17 protein-coding genes and 1 pseudogene are annotated in these 15,720 nt (G+C 69.0%); 12 read left to right on the top strand and 6 right to left on the bottom strand.

Annotated elements, in window-relative coordinates:
- The first annotated feature begins 97 nt into the window (after positions 1-97).
- The 8 genes and pseudogenes from hemL to APZ15_RS08440 all read left to right on the top strand — a co-directional run bounded on the left by hemL (position 98) and on the right by APZ15_RS08440 (position 7,074).
- Positions 98-1,381, top strand: a complete 1,284-nt coding sequence (gene hemL / locus APZ15_RS08475) for a glutamate-1-semialdehyde 2,1-aminomutase (protein WP_014897811.1) — start codon at positions 98-100, stop codon at positions 1,379-1,381.
- 15 nt (positions 1,382-1,396) lie between these two features.
- On the top strand, positions 1,397-2,518 hold the full coding sequence (ribD, locus tag APZ15_RS08470; protein WP_027788129.1) for a bifunctional diaminohydroxyphosphoribosylaminopyrimidine deaminase/5-amino-6-(5-phosphoribosylamino)uracil reductase RibD: 1,122 nt from the start codon (positions 1,397-1,399) through the stop codon (positions 2,516-2,518).
- A 40-nt stretch (positions 2,519-2,558) separates the two neighbouring features.
- Positions 2,559-2,804: pseudogene (locus APZ15_RS08465) on the top strand (riboflavin synthase family protein); the annotation flags it as partial.
- Positions 2,805-2,950: 146 nt separating this feature from the next.
- Positions 2,951-3,469, top strand: a complete 519-nt coding sequence (locus tag APZ15_RS08460; RefSeq protein ID WP_027788130.1) for a DUF1993 domain-containing protein — start codon at positions 2,951-2,953, stop codon at positions 3,467-3,469.
- A gap of 186 nt (positions 3,470-3,655) precedes the next feature.
- Entirely contained in the window at positions 3,656-4,798 is a 1,143-nt protein-coding gene (gene ribBA, locus APZ15_RS08455; protein WP_027788131.1) for a bifunctional 3,4-dihydroxy-2-butanone-4-phosphate synthase/GTP cyclohydrolase II, read from the top strand.
- A gap of 53 nt (positions 4,799-4,851) precedes the next feature.
- Positions 4,852-5,370 (top strand): 6,7-dimethyl-8-ribityllumazine synthase, encoded by a 519-nt coding sequence (gene ribH, locus APZ15_RS08450; protein WP_011351235.1) that lies wholly within the window; start codon positions 4,852-4,854, stop codon positions 5,368-5,370.
- Positions 5,367-5,804 (top strand): transcription antitermination factor NusB, encoded by a 438-nt coding sequence (gene nusB / locus APZ15_RS08445; RefSeq protein WP_027788132.1) that lies wholly within the window; start codon positions 5,367-5,369, stop codon positions 5,802-5,804. The genes ribH and nusB overlap by 4 nt, the downstream gene beginning before the upstream one ends.
- A 73-nt stretch (positions 5,805-5,877) precedes the next feature.
- Positions 5,878-7,074 (top strand): pyridoxal phosphate-dependent aminotransferase, encoded by a 1,197-nt coding sequence (locus APZ15_RS08440; protein WP_027788133.1) that lies wholly within the window; start codon positions 5,878-5,880, stop codon positions 7,072-7,074.
- Positions 7,075-7,202: 128 nt separating this feature from the next.
- Here the strand turns inward: APZ15_RS08440 and APZ15_RS08435 are convergent, their stop codons facing one another.
- Positions 7,203-8,312, bottom strand: a complete 1,110-nt coding sequence (locus APZ15_RS08435; RefSeq protein ID WP_027788134.1) for a lytic transglycosylase domain-containing protein — start codon at positions 8,310-8,312, stop codon at positions 7,203-7,205.
- Between the two features lie 430 nt (positions 8,313-8,742).
- A complete protein-coding gene (locus APZ15_RS40800; protein ID WP_124535574.1) occupies positions 8,743-8,937 on the bottom strand; it encodes a hypothetical protein in 195 nt (64 codons plus the stop codon).
- On the opposite strand from APZ15_RS40800, the gene APZ15_RS08430 reads away from it, so the two are divergent.
- The gene (locus APZ15_RS08430; protein ID WP_027788135.1) at positions 8,909-10,465 is read left to right on the top strand and encodes a UbiD family decarboxylase; all 1,557 of its coding nucleotides are present in this window, start codon (positions 8,909-8,911) and stop codon (positions 10,463-10,465) included. The two genes, APZ15_RS40800 and APZ15_RS08430, sit on opposite strands and share 29 nt — an antisense overlap.
- Before the next feature lie 58 nt (positions 10,466-10,523).
- On the top strand, positions 10,524-11,192 hold the full coding sequence (locus APZ15_RS08425; protein ID WP_027788136.1) for a LysE family translocator: 669 nt from the start codon (positions 10,524-10,526) through the stop codon (positions 11,190-11,192).
- A gap of 124 nt (positions 11,193-11,316) precedes the next feature.
- On the opposite strand, the gene APZ15_RS08420 is transcribed toward APZ15_RS08425, so the two are convergent.
- On the bottom strand, positions 11,317-11,619 hold the full coding sequence (locus APZ15_RS08420; RefSeq protein ID WP_021157078.1) for a hypothetical protein: 303 nt from the start codon (positions 11,617-11,619) through the stop codon (positions 11,317-11,319).
- Between the two features lie 527 nt (positions 11,620-12,146).
- Here APZ15_RS08420 and APZ15_RS08415 point away from each other — a divergent pair.
- A complete protein-coding gene (locus tag APZ15_RS08415) occupies positions 12,147-13,076 on the top strand; it encodes a Rossmann-like and DUF2520 domain-containing protein (protein WP_027788137.1) in 930 nt (309 codons plus the stop codon).
- A gap of 75 nt (positions 13,077-13,151) precedes the next feature.
- Positions 13,152-13,715: a YggT family protein gene (locus APZ15_RS08410; RefSeq protein WP_027788138.1), complete on the top strand. Its 564-nt coding sequence runs from the start codon at positions 13,152-13,154 to the stop codon at positions 13,713-13,715.
- Positions 13,716-13,727: 12 nt separating this feature from the next.
- Here APZ15_RS08410 and APZ15_RS08405 read toward each other — a convergent pair whose 3' ends face one another.
- The 3 genes from APZ15_RS08405 to APZ15_RS08395 form a co-directional block, all read right to left on the bottom strand.
- Positions 13,728-14,078 carry a DUF190 domain-containing protein gene (locus tag APZ15_RS08405; RefSeq protein ID WP_027788139.1) on the bottom strand — a complete coding sequence of 117 codons (351 nt, stop codon included), beginning with the start codon at positions 14,076-14,078 and terminating at the stop codon, positions 13,728-13,730.
- Positions 14,079-14,101: 23 nt separating this feature from the next.
- Complete coding sequence (gene crcB, locus APZ15_RS08400; RefSeq protein WP_027788140.1) at positions 14,102-14,488, bottom strand: fluoride efflux transporter CrcB; 387 nt, start codon at positions 14,486-14,488, stop codon at positions 14,102-14,104.
- Between the two features lie 184 nt (positions 14,489-14,672).
- Entirely contained in the window at positions 14,673-15,545 is an 873-nt protein-coding gene (locus APZ15_RS08395) for an SIR2 family NAD-dependent protein deacylase (protein WP_027788141.1), read from the bottom strand.
- Positions 15,546-15,720 lie beyond the last annotated feature (175 nt).

Raw genomic sequence — 15,720 nt, 5'->3', positions numbered from 1 at the left:
CCGCCGCGCGCGTCTCCGGTACAATCGGACGATCGTTCCGCCCAGGCGCCGCGGCCCGTGCACAGGCCCCCGCGCCCTTCTCTCGCAGGTTTCGCTCATGTCCAACAATCAGATCCTCTTCGAACGCGCCCAGAAGACCATTCCCGGCGGCGTCAACTCGCCGGTGCGCGCATTCCGTTCGGTCGGCGGCACGCCGCGCTTCGTCGCGCGCGCGCAAGGCCCGTATTTCTGGGATGCCGACGGCAAGCAGTACATCGACTACATCGGCTCGTGGGGCCCGATGATCGTCGGCCACGTCCATCCTGAAGTGCTGTCGGCCGTGCAGAACGTGCTCGCCGACGGCTTCTCGTTCGGCGCGCCGACCGAAGCCGAGATCGAGATCGCCGAGGAAATCTGCAAGCTCGTGCCGTCGATCGAGCAGGTGCGGATGGTGTCGAGCGGCACCGAGGCCACGATGAGCGCGCTGCGCCTCGCGCGCGGCTTCACGGGCCGCAGCCGGATCGTCAAGTTCGAGGGCTGCTACCACGGCCACGCGGACAGCCTGCTCGTGAAGGCCGGCTCGGGCCTGCTGACGTTCGGCAACCCGACGTCGGCCGGCGTGCCCGCCGACATCGCGAAGCACACGACCGTCCTCGAATACAACAACGTCGCCGCGCTCGAGGAAGCGTTCGGCGCGTTCGGCGACGAGATCGCCGCCGTGATCGTCGAGCCGGTCGCGGGCAACATGAACCTCGTGCGCGGCACGCCGGAATTCCTCAACGCGCTGCGCGCACTGTGCACGAAGCACGGCGCCGTGCTGATCTTCGACGAGGTGATGTGCGGGTTCCGCGTCGCGCTCGGCGGCGCGCAGGCGTACTACGGGATCACGGCCGACCTCACCTGCCTCGGCAAGGTGATCGGCGGCGGGATGCCGGCTGCCGCGTTCGGCGGCCGCCGCGACATCATGGCCCACCTCGCGCCGCTCGGCGGCGTCTACCAGGCCGGCACGCTGTCGGGCAACCCGATCGCGGTCGCCGCGGGGCTGAAGACGCTGCAGCTGATCCAGGCGCCGGGCTTCTACGACGCGCTCACCGCGCAGACGAAGCGTCTCGCCGACGGCCTCGCGGCCGAAGCGCGTGCGGCCGGCGTGCCGTTCGCGGCCGACTCGATCGGCGCGATGTTCGGCCTCTACTTCGCCGAACGCGTGCCGACCAGCTTCGCCGAAGTCACGAAGAGCGACACCGAGCGCTTCAACCGCTTCTTCCACCTGATGCTCGACGAAGGCGTGTATTTCGCGCCGTCCGCGTACGAGGCCGGCTTCGTGTCGAGCACGCACGACGACGCGGTGATCGACGCGACGCTCGCGGCCGCGCGCCGCGCCTTCGCGGCACTCGCTGCCTGACCCGGGGCCGCGCGCATGTTCTCGGATATCGATTTCGCCCACATGCAGCGTGCGCTCGCGCTCGCCGCGCGCGGCATGTATACGACGGCGCCGAACCCGCGTGTCGGCTGCGTGATCGTCAAGGACGGCGACGTGATCGGCGAAGGCTTCACGCAGCCGGCCGGCCAGGATCACGCTGAGGTCCAGGCGCTGAAGGACGCGCGCGCGCGCGGCTACGACGTCGCGGGCTCGACCGTCTACGTCACGCTCGAACCGTGCAGCCATTTCGGCCGCACGCCGCCGTGCGCGAACGCGCTGATCGACGCGCGCGTCGCGAAGGTCGTCGCCGCGATGGAAGACCCGAACCCGCAGGTATCGGGGCGCGGCCTCGGGATGCTGCGCGACGCCGGCATCGACGTACGCTGCGGGCTGCTCGCGCATGAAGCCGGCGAACTGAACATCGGCTTCGTGTCGCGGATGACACGCGGCCGCCCGTGGGTGCGGATGAAGACCGCCGCGTCGCTCGACGGCCGCACCGCGCTGCCGTCCGGCGAAAGCCAGTGGATCACCGGCGAGGCCGCGCGCCTCGACGGGCATGCGTGGCGCGCGCGCGCCTGCGCGATCCTGACCGGCATCGGCACCGTGCGCGAGGACAACCCGCTGCTGACCGTGCGCGGGATCGACACGCCGCGCCAGCCGCAGCGCATCCTGGTCGACAGCCGCCTCGACCTGCCGCTCGACGCGCGGCTGCTCGAAGGCGCTCCGCTGCTGATCTTCTGCGGCCGGCTCGACGCCGCGGGCGAAGTGCGGGCGAAGGTGCTGAAGGCGCGCGGCGCGGAAATCGTGCCGCTCGCGAATGCGCACGGCAAGGTCGACCTGCCCGCGATGCTGGCGGCGCTCGGCGCACGCGGCGTCAACGAGCTGCACGTCGAGGCCGGCCACAAGCTGAACGGCTCGCTGCTGCGCGAACAGTGCGTCGACGAGTTGCTCGTCTATCTCGCACCGAGCCTGCTGGGCGCCGATGCGGCCGGCATGTTCGACCTCGCCGCGCCGGCGAGCCTCGACGCACGCACGCGGCTGTCGTTCCACGGGGTCGAGCGGGTCGGCGACGATCTGCGGATCCTCGCGCGCTTCACGCCGACGGACGCCGCGCACTGAACGGGATCGTCGCGATGTTCACCGGAATTGTCGCGGCCGTATCGAATCGATCCGGCCGCTCGGCGCGTCGGCCGACGCCGGCGTGCGCCTGACCGAGCTGGCCGGCGGCCTCGACCTCGCCGATGTCGCGCTGGGCGACAGCATTGCGATCCAGGGCGCGTGCATGACGGTGATCGACAGGAGCGACACCGCGTTCGACGTCGACGTGTCGCGCGAAAGCCTGAACCGTACGGTCGGCCTCGCCCAGCCCGGCGAAGTGAACCTCGAGAAGGCGCTGCGCGCGCACCGGCCCGCCCGCCGGCTCCATCGGCCGAACGGCCAACGACGCGCACGGGTCATGCGGTCGCGCTAAGATGCGTCGACAGCGGTCTCGATACCGCAATGCACGACGCGCCGCGTAGCGGCCGCCCTCTTCCTCAAGGAGTCGCCCCCATGTCCATCTCGATGTACCAGGCTTCGCTGCCCGTGCTGATCCGCGGCCTGACCAATCTTCAGCACATTCTCGGCAAGGCGCAGGCGCATGCGGCCGAAAAGCAGATCGATCCGTCGGTGTTCGTCGGCGCCCGCCTGTACCCGGACATGCTGCCGCTCGTCCGCCAGGTCTATATTGCGACCGACACGGCCAAGGGCTGCGCCGCCCGCCTCGCCGGCGCCGAGATCCCGAGCTATCCGGACGTCGAGCAGACCTTCGACGAACTGCACGCACGCATCCAGAAGACGATCGACTACCTGAAAAGCTTCGACGCCGCGCAGATCGACGGCAGCGAGACGCGCCAGATCGTGCTGAAGATGCGCGTCGGCCCGATCGAGTTCACCGGCCAGTCGTACCTGCTGAATTTCGTGCTGCCCAATTTCTTCTTCCACGTGACGACCGCGTACGACATCCTGCGCCACAGCGGCGTCGAGCTCGGCAAGCTCGACTACCTGGGCGGGCGCGACCAGCACGCCTGACGCGCGGCCGGGCAAGGCCCGGCCTACCACCGCGCGTGCAGGCAACCTGCGGCGGGCCCGGCCAGGCCTGCCGCGCAGGCCGGCCGCGGCGCTTTCCGGAGCGCTTGCCGGCGGCGCGCGGCCCCTGCCAGCCGAAACGCCGCCCGGCTGGCGTAAAATACGCACTTTCCTCTTTCTCGCCCCCTTATGACGCTCGCCTCCACGCTCGACATCATCGCCGAGCTGAAAGCCGGCCGGATGGTGATCCTGGTCGACGAAGAAGACCGCGAAAACGAGGGCGACCTCGTGATCGCCGCCGAATTCGTCACACCGGAAGCGATCAACTTCATGGCCAAGTACGGCCGCGGCCTGGTTTGCCTGACGCTGACGCAGGAACGCTGCAAGCAGCTGCACCTGCCGCTGATGACCTACCGCAACGGCACGCAGTACGGCACCGCGTTCACGGTCAGCATCGAAGCGGCCGAAGGCGTGACGACCGGCATCTCGGCCGCCGACCGTGCGCACACGATCGCCACGGCGGTCGCGCACGACGTGCGCCCCGAGCACATCGTGCAGCCGGGCCACGTGTTCCCGATCATGGCGCAGCCGGGCGGCGTGCTCGTGCGCGCGGGCCACACCGAGGCCGGTTGCGACTTCACCGCGCTCGCCGGCCTCACGCCGGCCGCGGTGATCTGCGAGATCATCAAGGACGACGGCACGATGGCGCGCCTGCCCGACCTGATCGAATTCGCGCAGGAGCACAACCTGAAGATCGGCACGATCGCCGACCTGATCCAGTACCGCAGCCGCACCGAGTCGATCATCGAGCGGATCGCCGAGCGTACGATGCAGACCGCGCACGGCACGTTCCGCGCGGTGCTGTACCGCGACCAGCCGAGCGGCTCGCCGCACATCGCGCTGGTGCGCGGTGCGCCCGCGCCCGACGTCGATACGCCGGTGCGCGTGCACGAGCCGCTGTCGGTGCTCGACCTGCTCGAAACGGGCGTGTCGACGCACTCGTGGACGCTCGACGCCGCGATGCGCGAGATCGCGGAGCGCGACCTCGGCGTGATCGTGCTGCTCAACTGCGGTGACACGAAGGAACACCTGATCGACGTCTTCAAGGCGTTCGACGAGGAAGAAAAGGCCGCTGTGCTGAAGCGCCGGCCGGTCGATTTCAAGACGTTCGGCATCGGCGCGCAGATCCTGCGCGATGTCGGCGTCGGCAAGATGCAGGTGCTGTCGAATCCGCGCAAGCTGGGCAGCATGTCCGGCTACGGCCTGGAAGTCACGGGCTTCATTCCGATGCCCGGCGGCGAAGCCAAGTCCTGCCCGGCGTCCAACGCGTAACCCGCCACGGCGCTTTCGCCCTATAACCGTTCATCCACACCACGGACAAGATCATGGAAATCGGACAATACCAACCGAATCTCGAAGGCGACGGCCTGCGGATCGGCATCGTGCAATCGCGCTTCAACGAGCCGGTGTGCAACGGCCTCGCCGACGCGTGCGTCGAGGAACTGGAACGCCTCGGCGTCACCGGTGAAGACGTGCTGCTCGTGTCGGTGCCCGGCGCGCTGGAAATCCCGCTCGCGCTGCAGAAGCTCGCGGAAAGCGGCCAGTTCGACGCGCTGATCGCGCTCGGCGCGGTGATTCGCGGCGAGACCTACCACTTCGAACTCGTGTCGAACGAGAGCGGCGCGGGCATCACCCGCATCGGCCTCGACTTCAACCTGCCGATCGCCAACGCGGTCCTGACGACCGAAAACGACGAGCAGGCCGTCGCGCGCATGACCGAAAAGGGTCGTGACGCCGCACGCGTCGCCGTCGAGATGGCCAACCTGACGATGGCGCTCGACCAGCTCGGCGATGACGACGAGGACGAAGAAGAAGACGAAGACGACGAAGAGGAGCGCGCATGAAGAAGAGCGCCCGCCGACAATCGCGCGAGCTGGCGACGCAGGGGCTGTACCAGTGGCTGCTGTCGAACGCGTCCTCCGGCGAGATCGACGCGCAACTGCGCGGCGCGCTCGGTTACGACAAGGCTGACAAGGAGCTGCTCGACGCGATCCTGCACGGCGTGATCCGCGAGCACACCACGCTCGTCGAAGCGCTGACGCCGTCGCTCGACCGCCCGATCGACCAGTTGTCGCCGGTCGAACGCGCGGTGCTGCTCATCGCGACGTTCGAGCTCACGCACCACGTCGAAACGCCGTACCGCGTGATCATCAACGAAGCCGTCGAACTCGCGAAGACGTTCGGCGGCTCCGACGGCTACAAGTACGTGAACGGCGTGCTCGACAAGCTCGCCGCGAAGCTGCGCCCCGCCGAAACGCAGGCGCGCCGCAACGGCTGATACCGTTTGGTCCGGAACGGGCGCGCATGCGCCCGTTTTTTCTTTCGTCACGCCCCCTCCCCCTGCCCGCCCGATGAATACCGCCACCGATTCGCTCGTCAAGCTCGCCGCACGCGTCGACGCGATCCAGCCCTTCTACGTGATGGAACTGATGAAGGAGGCACAGCGTCTCGAGTCCTCCGGGCGCGATGTTATCCACATGGGCATCGGCGAGCCGGATTTCACCGCGCCGGAGCCGGTCGTCGAAGCGGCTGCGGCCGCGCTGCGCCGCGGCGTCACGCAATATACGAGCGCGCTCGGCATTGCACCGCTGCGCGAGGCGATCGCCGCGCACTACGCGCGTGCCTACGGCCTCACGATCAGCCCGGAGCGGATCGTCGTGACGGCCGGCGCGTCGGCTGCGCTGCTGCTCGCGTGCCTCGCGCTCGTCGGGCGTGACGACGAGGTGCTGATGCCCGACCCGTCGTATCCGTGCAACCGGCACTTCGTCGCGGCGGCCGAAGGCCGCGCGGTGCTCGTGCCGAGCGGCCCGGACGCGCGCTTCCAGCTCACCGAGGACGACGTCCGCACGCGCTGGGGCGACCGCACTCGCGGTGTGCTGCTCGCATCGCCGTCGAACCCGACCGGCACGTCGCTCGAACCGGACGAGCTGAAACGGATCGTCGAAGCCGTGCGCGCACGCGGCGGTTTCACGATCGTCGACGAGATCTACCAGGGGCTCAGCTACGACGCGGCGCCCGTGTCGGCGCTTTCATTCGGCGACGACGTCGTCACCGTGAACAGCTTCTCCAAGTATTTCAGCATGACGGGCTGGCGGCTCGGCTGGCTGGTCGTGCCGCCCGCGCTGGTCGGCACGTTCGAGAAGCTGGCGCAGAACCTGTTCATCTGCCCGTCCGCACTCGCGCAGCACGCGGCGCTCGCCTGCTTCGAGCCCGCCGCACTCGACATCTACGAAGCGCGCCGGCTCGAATTCAAGCGCCGCCGCGATTTCATCGCACCGGCGCTCGAACGGCTCGGCTTCACGGTGCCCGTGATGCCGGACGGCGCGTTCTATGTGTATGCGCACTGCGGCGGCGTCGCCCACCCGGCGGCCGGCGACAGCGCCGCGCTCACGACGGCAATGCTGCACGACGCGGGCGTCGTGCTGGTGCCCGGCATGGACTTCGGTGTCCATGCGCCGCGCGACTATATCCGCCTGTCCTATGCGACGGCCTACTCGCGGCTCGAGGAAGCGGTCGAACGGCTCGCGACGTTGTTCGGGCAGCACTGAGCCACGACTGGGCCTCGGCCGGCACGCCGGCGGCTTCTCGCGCCGCAAAAAGCAAAAGGCACCCTGATCGGGTGCCTTTTTCATGTCCTGCCGGCCGAAGCCGTGCAGTGCTGCGCTACCGTCGTGCGTTACGCGCCGAGCTCCGAATGGTCGCCGTGCGACTTCGCGGTATCGACGCTCGCGTCGTCCTGCGGCGCGGCTTCCTTCGATGCCGTCGACTTCGCCGACGTCGTGGTTTCGAGCGTCGCATGCACGCGCTTCGCGCCGCCCGCTGCCGCCGTCACGGCGGCGGCCGTGACGATCGGCTTCGCCGGCGCCTGCGGCGCGTTGACCGGCACGCTGCGGCCGTGCGACACGTCGCGCAGGCGACCGCGCTCGGCCATCACCTTCGCGCCGTATGCGGTGTCGTCCGGGTTCGTCGAGCCGTTGTACAGGCGCAGGCCGTTCGCGAGCGAGCCGCCACGTGCAATGCAGTCCTTCAGCACGAGCGCGCCGACCTGGAGGTTCGCGAGCGGCTGCAGTGCGGTATCGGTGCCGCCGAAATACTCGAACTTGTCGGAATGAACCTTCGACATGACCTGCATCAGGCCCTTCGCGCCGACGCCGCTTTCGGCATACGGGTTGAAGCCCGATTCGATCGCCATCACGGACAGCAGCAGCAGCGGATCGAGGCCGACGTCACGGCCGGTCTGGAACGCAGCCTTGACGAGCTGGCCGAGCGGCTCCTGCGCGACGCGGTAACGGCGCGACAGGTAGGTCGCGACCAGCGCCTGCTCGCGATTCGACGCGAGCGCACGGTCGTCACGCGCATCGGCCGCCACGCGCTGGGTCGGGATCAGCTTCGCCAGCGCGACGGGCGACGGGCCGTTGCGGGCCGGATCGGATGCATCGCCCTGCGCGTTGGCTTCCGGTGCGACGTCGAGGCCGACCGCAAGCGCGTCCGTTTCAGGGCTGTCTTCCTGCTGCGGCTGCGCGCCGGCGGGCGCGAAGTTCGGCAGCGGATGGCCGGTCAGCAGACGGGCCGGGCCGGCTTGCACGGCCGCGGATACGACCGGCATCAGCTTCGCGGCGAGCGTGCCGCGCACGGTTGGCAGCAGCCACAGTGCGAGTGCAACCGCGACCGCGAGACAGCCGACAACGCTGAATAGATGGTGACTGACACGCGTCCCGCGACGCAGCATGCTGCGCACGAATTGCGCATGCTGCTCACTAGGACGCCACGATAACCAAGCGTTCATTCAGATCATCTCCCATGAACATGACTCGTGCGGCTCGCTCAGCTCGATGGCGAGACAGGTAACGCGCCGCGGAATCACGACGCCGCACGCCTTGGTTGGGACGTGCAGACATCGGGGAAACGGTATAAGTACCGTTCGAGGCCACGGTGTAAGAGGGCCGGCACCTTCGCACACTGGGCGAGGCGGGCATACGCGGTGGCACCCACGCAAAAAACCAGCGTCTGGTGGCGCTGGCTGAGACTACGACTAAGGCCGTCGGATACGCCGTGCAGGTATCGGCGGACGGTGACGCGCTGCGTCAAAGATCGGTGATTGGCGGCTCGAAGCCTTTTACCCTGCAGCCAATGTGAGCGGATTCTAGCAGGGTTTTATAGATCGTCAACACTATAAAACCTTGAAATTATAACAAAAAGTAATTTACGGACACTCTTCAGATCGCGAGCCCCGTGCCGTAGGGGGTTTGCGCGCGGTCGACTTTTTTCTCCGCCGGGCGGGCATGCGGCGGCGCGGGTAAAATCGTCGGTCGATTCGGGGCCGCAGCCGGCCGCTGCGCCCGCCCATCGCTGCCCGCCACCCGGGTGGCCCGGACCATCTTCATGAAATACAAAGACTTACGCGATTTCATCCAGCGCCTCGAGGCGCTCGGCGAACTGCGGCGCGTCACGCAGCCCGTGTCGCCCGTGCTGGAAATGACCGAGCTGTGCGACCGCGTGCTGCGCGCCGGCGGCCCTGCGCTGCTGTTCAACGCACCGACCGGCTACGATTTCCCGGTGCTCGGCAACCTGTTCGGCACGCCGCGCCGCGTCGCGCTCGGGATGGGCGTCGACGCGGGCGACGACGCCGCGCTCGATTCGCTGCGCGATCTCGGGCGCCTGCTGTCCGCGCTGAAGGAACCCGATCCGCCGAAGAGCCTGAAGGATGCCGGCAAGCTGCTGTCGCTCGCGAAGGCCGTGTGGGACATGGCGCCGAAGTCGGTGTCGTCGCCGCCCTGCCAGGAGATCGTCTGGGAAGGCGCCGACGTCGACCTGAACAGGCTGCCGATCCAGACCTGCTGGCCCGGCGACGCGGGGCCGCTCGTCACGTGGGGCCTGACGGTCACGCGCGGGCCGAACAAGTCGCGGCAGAACCTCGGGATCTACCGGCAGCAACTGATCGGCCGCAACAAGCTGATCATGCGCTGGCTCGCGCATCGCGGCGGCGCGCTCGACTTCCGCGAATTCGCGCTGCGCAACCCCGGCAAGCCGTATCCGGTCGCGGTCGTCCTCGGCGCCGATCCGGCCACGACGCTCGGCGCGGTGACGCCCGTGCCCGATTCGCTGTCCGAGTACCAGTTCGCCGGCCTGCTGCGCGGCAGCCGCACGGAGCTCGCGAAGTGCCTGACGCCCGGCGTCGACACGCTGCAGGTGCCCGCGCGCGCGGAGATCGTGCTCGAAGGCTTCATTTATCCGCAGGAAGGCACCCCCGCCCCCGCTCCGGCCGGGGCACCGCCGCGCCCGGCCGGCAACGCGTCGGCCGCGTACGAGCACGCGCTCGAAGGGCCGTACGGCGACCACACCGGCTATTACAACGAGCAGGAGTGGTTCCCCGTGTTCACCGTCGAGCGCATCACGATGCGCCGCGACGCGATCTACCACTCGACCTACACGGGCAAGCCGCCCGACGAGCCCGCGGTGCTCGGCGTCGCGCTCAACGAGGTGTTCGTGCCGCTGCTGCAGAAGCAGTTCACGGAGATCACCGACTTCTACCTGCCGCCCGAAGGCTGCAGCTACCGGATGGCCATCGTCCAGATGAAGAAGAGCTACGCGGGCCACGCGAAGCGCGTGATGTTCGGCGTGTGGAGCTTCCTGCGGCAGTTCATGTACACGAAGTTCATCGTGGTCGTCGACGAGGACGTGAACATCCGCGACTGGAAGGAGGTGATCTGGGCGATCACGACGCGCGTCGACCCCGTGCGCGACACCGTGATGGTCGACAGCACGCCGATCGACTATCTCGACTTCGCATCGCCGGTGGCCGGCCTCGGTTCGAAGATGGGGCTCGACGCGACCAACAAGTGGCCGGGCGAGACCAGCCGCGAATGGGGCCGCCCGATCGAGATGGATGCCGCCGTGAAGACGCGCGTCGACCGGCTCTGGCAGGAGATCGGACTCTGACGCCACGCGGCCGGCGCCCGCCGGCCCGTGGATTGCCATTGCAACAAGAACAACGAAGATGACCTTTCCGCCCGCCTCCATGCTGTCCGACGGCTTCTTTCTGTCGCTGTCGCTCTGTCTCGACATCGGCCTCGTGAACGTCGCGATGCTGTCGCTGACGCTGTCACACGGCTTCCGGCCGGGCTTCTGGCTCGGCATCGGATCGTGCGTCGGCGATCTCGTCTATGCGGCGCTCGCGCTCGCCGGGATGGCCGTGCTGCTGCAGTTCGAGCCGGTGCGCTGGATCGTGTGGATCGGCGGCGGCGCGGTGCTGCTGTTCCTCACGTGGAAGATGGCGCGGGAAGCGCTGGCGCCGGCCAAGGCGGCGGGCGACGATGCCGAGGAGACGCCGCAGCCGCGCGCGAGCGCGCGGCGCAGCTTCCTGCGCGGCATGCTGCTCGCGATGTCGTCGCCGAGCGCGATCCTGTGGTTCGCGGCGGTCGGCGGCGCGCTGATCGCGAAAGCCGGCGCGACCACGCCGGCCACCGCATCGGTGTTCCTGTCGGGCTTTTTCCTCGGCGGCCTCGCATGGACGCTCTTCATGTGCACGCTCGCGAGCCAGGGCCGCAAGCGCGCGGGCGCGGGGCTGATGCGCGCGTGCCACATCGCGTCGGCGCTGCTGTTCGCGTATTTCTCGTATAGCGTGATCGTCGGCGGCTACCGCGACCTGATCGTGAACGCGGTGTAATCGCAGCCGGCCTGCACGGGCCGCTCACCGAGGCCGGGCGGCGGCCCGAAAAGAAAAACGGCGCAGCGCCCCGCTCGGGACGCTGCGCCGTTTTGCCACGCGCGGTCAGGCCGCGCGGGACGAATCAGCGACGCCAGCCGTGATGGCCCCAGCCGCCGTAACCATGGCGCCAGTACGGGCGACCGTAGTAGCCACCATAGCCGCCGACGACCACGGCGGGCGGCGGCGCGTAGTAAGCCGGCGCCGGCGCGTAATAGACGGGCGGAGGCGGCGGCGCGTAGTACACGGGCGGCGGCGGTGCATAGACGGGATACGCGGGTGCGACCGGGATACCGATGCCGACCCCGATCGACACGTGAGCCTGCGCAGCGCTTGCGGCACCCAGGCCCAGCGCGGCGGCGGCGATGAACGGAATGAGCTTTTTCACTTCGATTCTCCTGCTGGAGCGGTATTTTATGCGCCCCTGTCGGCAACGGCGGGCATGCACGTCGCATGGAAGCAATGTAGCGAAAACGCGCTCCTCACGTATCGGGCATTTGTTGCAAATTGCAATCGCACGCGGCCGGAACCGCCGTGCGGCGCGGCTCGCAGCACCTTCGGCGACCCTTGCGAGCCGCGCGGTTCCGTCCGACGAGTCGGGTCGCAACATCATGGCCGGTCAGTCTTACCGGATACGGCGCGTGCGGCGGGCGCGCGATCGTAATGAACGATTACAAATTTGAGACAAGATGCCGACGTTTCAAGCCGGACGCGGGTGCGATATGTTTCGGGGTCGGATTCCATGATCGTGAATCGACCGTGGCGCCGTGCGCCGATACACGCGTCGATAAATGCGTCGCTCGCGCCGCGTAGCGGCCGGCCACGCACGTGTCCGCACGGAAGTTGCCCTTTCGCGGCCCCGCCGTCATTCCTGCGATACTGGCGGTTGCTTCGTTTTCGCTTACGTTCGCTGCCATGTCCGTCCCCGACACACCCCGCCTCGGCTTCATCGGCGCCGGCCGTCTCGCACGCTGTGTCGCGCAGCGCTTCGCGCAGGCCGGCTTTCCGGTCGTCGCGATCGCGAGCCGCACGCCCGCGTCGGCCGCGGCCCTCGCCGCGCGCATCGACGGCTGCCAGGCGGTCGACACGCCGCAGCAGGTCGCCGATGCCGCCGACCTGATCTTCCTGACGGTACCCGACGACCATCTCGCGTCCGCCGCCGCGGCGCTGCGCTTCGACGCATCGCGCGCCGCGCGGCAGGCCGTCGTTCACTGCAGCGGCGCGTCGGCCGTCGCGCTGCTCGATCCGGCGAAGCAGCAGGGCACGGCCACCGGCGGCTTCCATCCGCTCTACCTGTTCGGCGGCACCGACGCCGACCTCGCCCGCATCGACGGCTGCTCGGTCACGATCGAAGCCGACGGCGCGCTGCATGCGACGCTGATGCGACTTGCCGCCGCACTCGGCTGCCATCCGCTGTCGATTCCGGCCGGCGGCCGGATGCTTTATCACGCGGCCGCGCACTACGCGGCGAGCTTCGCGCTGTGCGGGCTCGCGGAAGCGGTCGAGCTGTGGCGCGGCCTCGGTTTCGACGAGGAAGCCGCGTTGCGCGCGCTGCTGCCGATGCTGGCCGGTACGATCGAGACCGCACGCGACAAGGGGCTCGCGAACGCGCTCTCGGGCCCCGTGTCGCGCGGCGATACGGGCATCGTCGAACGCCAGTTGGCACTGCTTGAAACGCTCGGCGGCGATCACGCGACGCTGTACGCGTTGCTGACGCGCCGCGCGGTCGCGCTCGCGGCGCAGCGCGCGGCGCCGCCGGCGTCGCTGCCGGCACTCGCCGAAGCCGTCGAAACGTCGCTCGCGCGCACGGCCGCGCACCCCTCCCCGTCGCGAGACGAGGCGTGATAAGGTGTCGGCCGATGCGCCGCCATCCGGCGTTGGCGGCCGCACGCTACTGACCGTATAAAAAGGATGCCAACGATGTTCGGCGAGATCGCCCGTTTTCTGCTCAATACCATCTTCACGCTGTTCGGCGCCGCGCTGATCCTGCGCGTCTGGATGCAGGCCGTCCGCGTGCCGCCGTACAACCCCGTCACGCAGGCCGTGCTGCAGGCGACCAACTGGCTCGTGCTGCCGCTGCGCCGCGTGATCGCGGGCGTGCGCGGCATCGACTGGGCCAGCGTCGTCGCCGCCCTCCTCACCGCGCTCGTCTATGTCGTGCTGATGGTCGTGATGGCCGGCTTCGACCCGGCCGCGGTGATCGCGACGCTCGTCGTGGTCGCGCTGCTCACCGTCGTGAAGTGGGCGCTCAATCTCGTGATCTGGATGACGATCCTGATGGCGCTGCTGTCGTGGCTCAACCCGCGCTCGCCGGCCATGCCGATCCTCTACCAGCTCACCGCGCCGTTCCTGAACCCGCTGCGCCGCGTGATCCCGAATCTCGGCGGCATCGACCTGTCGCCGATCCTGCTGTTCGTGATCGTGCAGGTGCTGCTGATGATCGTCACGCGCGCCGCCGTGTCGCTGACGATGTTCGGCATCTGACGCCGTCGCACCCTACACCGCCGGCCCCTGCGCCGGCGGTGCGCCGAGCGTGTCGATCACGCCGAATTGCGCCGGCATCATCGCGTAGCACACGCGCACCTTTTCCTGCGACAGCCTCGCGAGCAAGCGCTGTGCCTCGTCCTCGGTGACGATGAATTCGACCTCGATCGCGAGCGACCCCTGCAGTTCGAAGAAGCGGTCCTCGTGCAGCACGCGATGCTGGCCGAAGCCGGCCATCGCGCGAAACGCGGAACCGCCGGCGACGCCCATCCGGTTCGCCTCCTCCAGCAGCCATTCCCACAGCGGCTTCCAGTGCAGCCGGTGCTGCTCGTGCACGTAGAAGCGCAAGAAGATCCTGTCCATCGCTCCCTCCGATGGCGGCACGCTCAGGCCGCCGCGAGCCATGCGCGCGCGGTCCACATGCCGAGCGCCGTCAGCGCGAACGATCCAGTCAAGTGTAGGGCAGCCACCGCAAACGCCCATCCGAATTCGCCCTGCAACGCATGCGTCATCACTTCGACCGAATAGGTCGAGAACGTCGTGAGGCCGCCGAGAAAGCCCGTGATCACGAACAGCCGCCACTCGGGCGGCAACCCGACGCGGGTCGTGAACACGACGGCGGCGATGCCGATCACGTAGCCGCCGATCAGGTTCGCGGCGAGCGTGCCCAGCGGCACGGCGGGAAAGAATTCGTTGAGCGCGAGGCTCAGGAACCAGCGCAGCAATGCGCCGAGCCCGGCGCCGACGAAGATCGCGACGATCGAATAGAACAAGGGCGCTCCCGTTCGATGAAGCGGCTGGATTCAGCCGCCGGCCCCGGTCGCCCGGGATGATGTCCGGGCCGCACGCGGGCGGCACCGGCTGAACTGTATGCGGATTCGCGTCGCGCCTGCAACGGCCGCCGCCGCCGGGATGCCCGCCCGTTCGCGTGGCGGGTACCCGCGCGTTCACACACGGTCACGCGCGTTGCCAGGCGGCGTCGAGCGCGCCCAGCGTCGCCAGCGCGCCGCCCTTCAGGCCGATCACGTCCGCCCGGCGCGCATGCGCTTCGCGCGCGTTGATGCGGATCACGTCGGCGCCGAGCCGTTCGCTCAGCAGGCGCACGGTCGGGATCGCGGTGCCCGCGCCGATCTCGACCACGGCGACACGCCCGGCCCGCGAGATCCAGTCTTCCAGCGCGCGTTCCTGCGCGTCGTAGCGCGCACCGAGCCAGCCGGTGTCGCCGAACATCAGGATGTTCGGCCGCGCGAGGCCGCCGCAGCGCGGGCAGCGCGGCATTTCGCCGACGAGGCGGCAGGTGGTTTCGTCGACGTCCGGCACGAACGGCGCCGCATCCCACGTGTCGTCCGAGCAGGGGCGCAGGCACTGCATGGCGTGGATCGAACCGTGGATCTCGACGATCCGCGCCGGATCGAAGCCGGCTTTCTGGAACTGGCCGTCGACGTTGCTCGTCAGGACGAAGCCGCCGTTCGGCATCGCGTCGATCCAGCGGCGCAGGATCGCGAAGCCCGCATGCGGCACCGTCGCACGGTAGAGCGCGAGGCGGTGCCCGTAGAAGCCCCATGCGAGCGGCGCACGCGCGCGGAACGCGTGCGGCGATGCGATCTCGTGGAATTCGAAGCGCTCGTGGCGCAGCGCCGGATACGCGCGCCAGAACCCGTCCGTGCCGCGAAAATCGGGCAGCCCGGAATCGACGCCGATACCGGCGCCGGCCGTCACGAGCAATGCGTCGGCGCGCGCGAGCGCGGCAACAGCGGAAGCGACGAGATCGGCGGGCAGTTGCGCGGCGGCAGTCGCGGCAGTGAAATCGGCGGAATCGGAGAGCGGCATGACGGGGCGTCGGTGGCGTCGGACGGTGCGCGGGTGGCGTCGCGATCATACGCCGGTTCGCGCGCGGCGCGGCATGCATGACATGCACGATGCAACGGCATGACGCGACGCTCGCCCGGCCGCGGGCGGTGCGGGCGAGCGACGCGCGGAGCCGCCTGCATCGCCATGGCCGGGC

This window comes from Burkholderia cepacia ATCC 25416 (genome assembly GCF_001411495.1).
Classification (GTDB): Bacteria; Pseudomonadota; Gammaproteobacteria; order Burkholderiales; family Burkholderiaceae; genus Burkholderia; species Burkholderia cepacia.
Note: the sequence above shows the minus strand (reverse complement) of the source record. Positions and strands in the feature narration are given on the sequence as shown.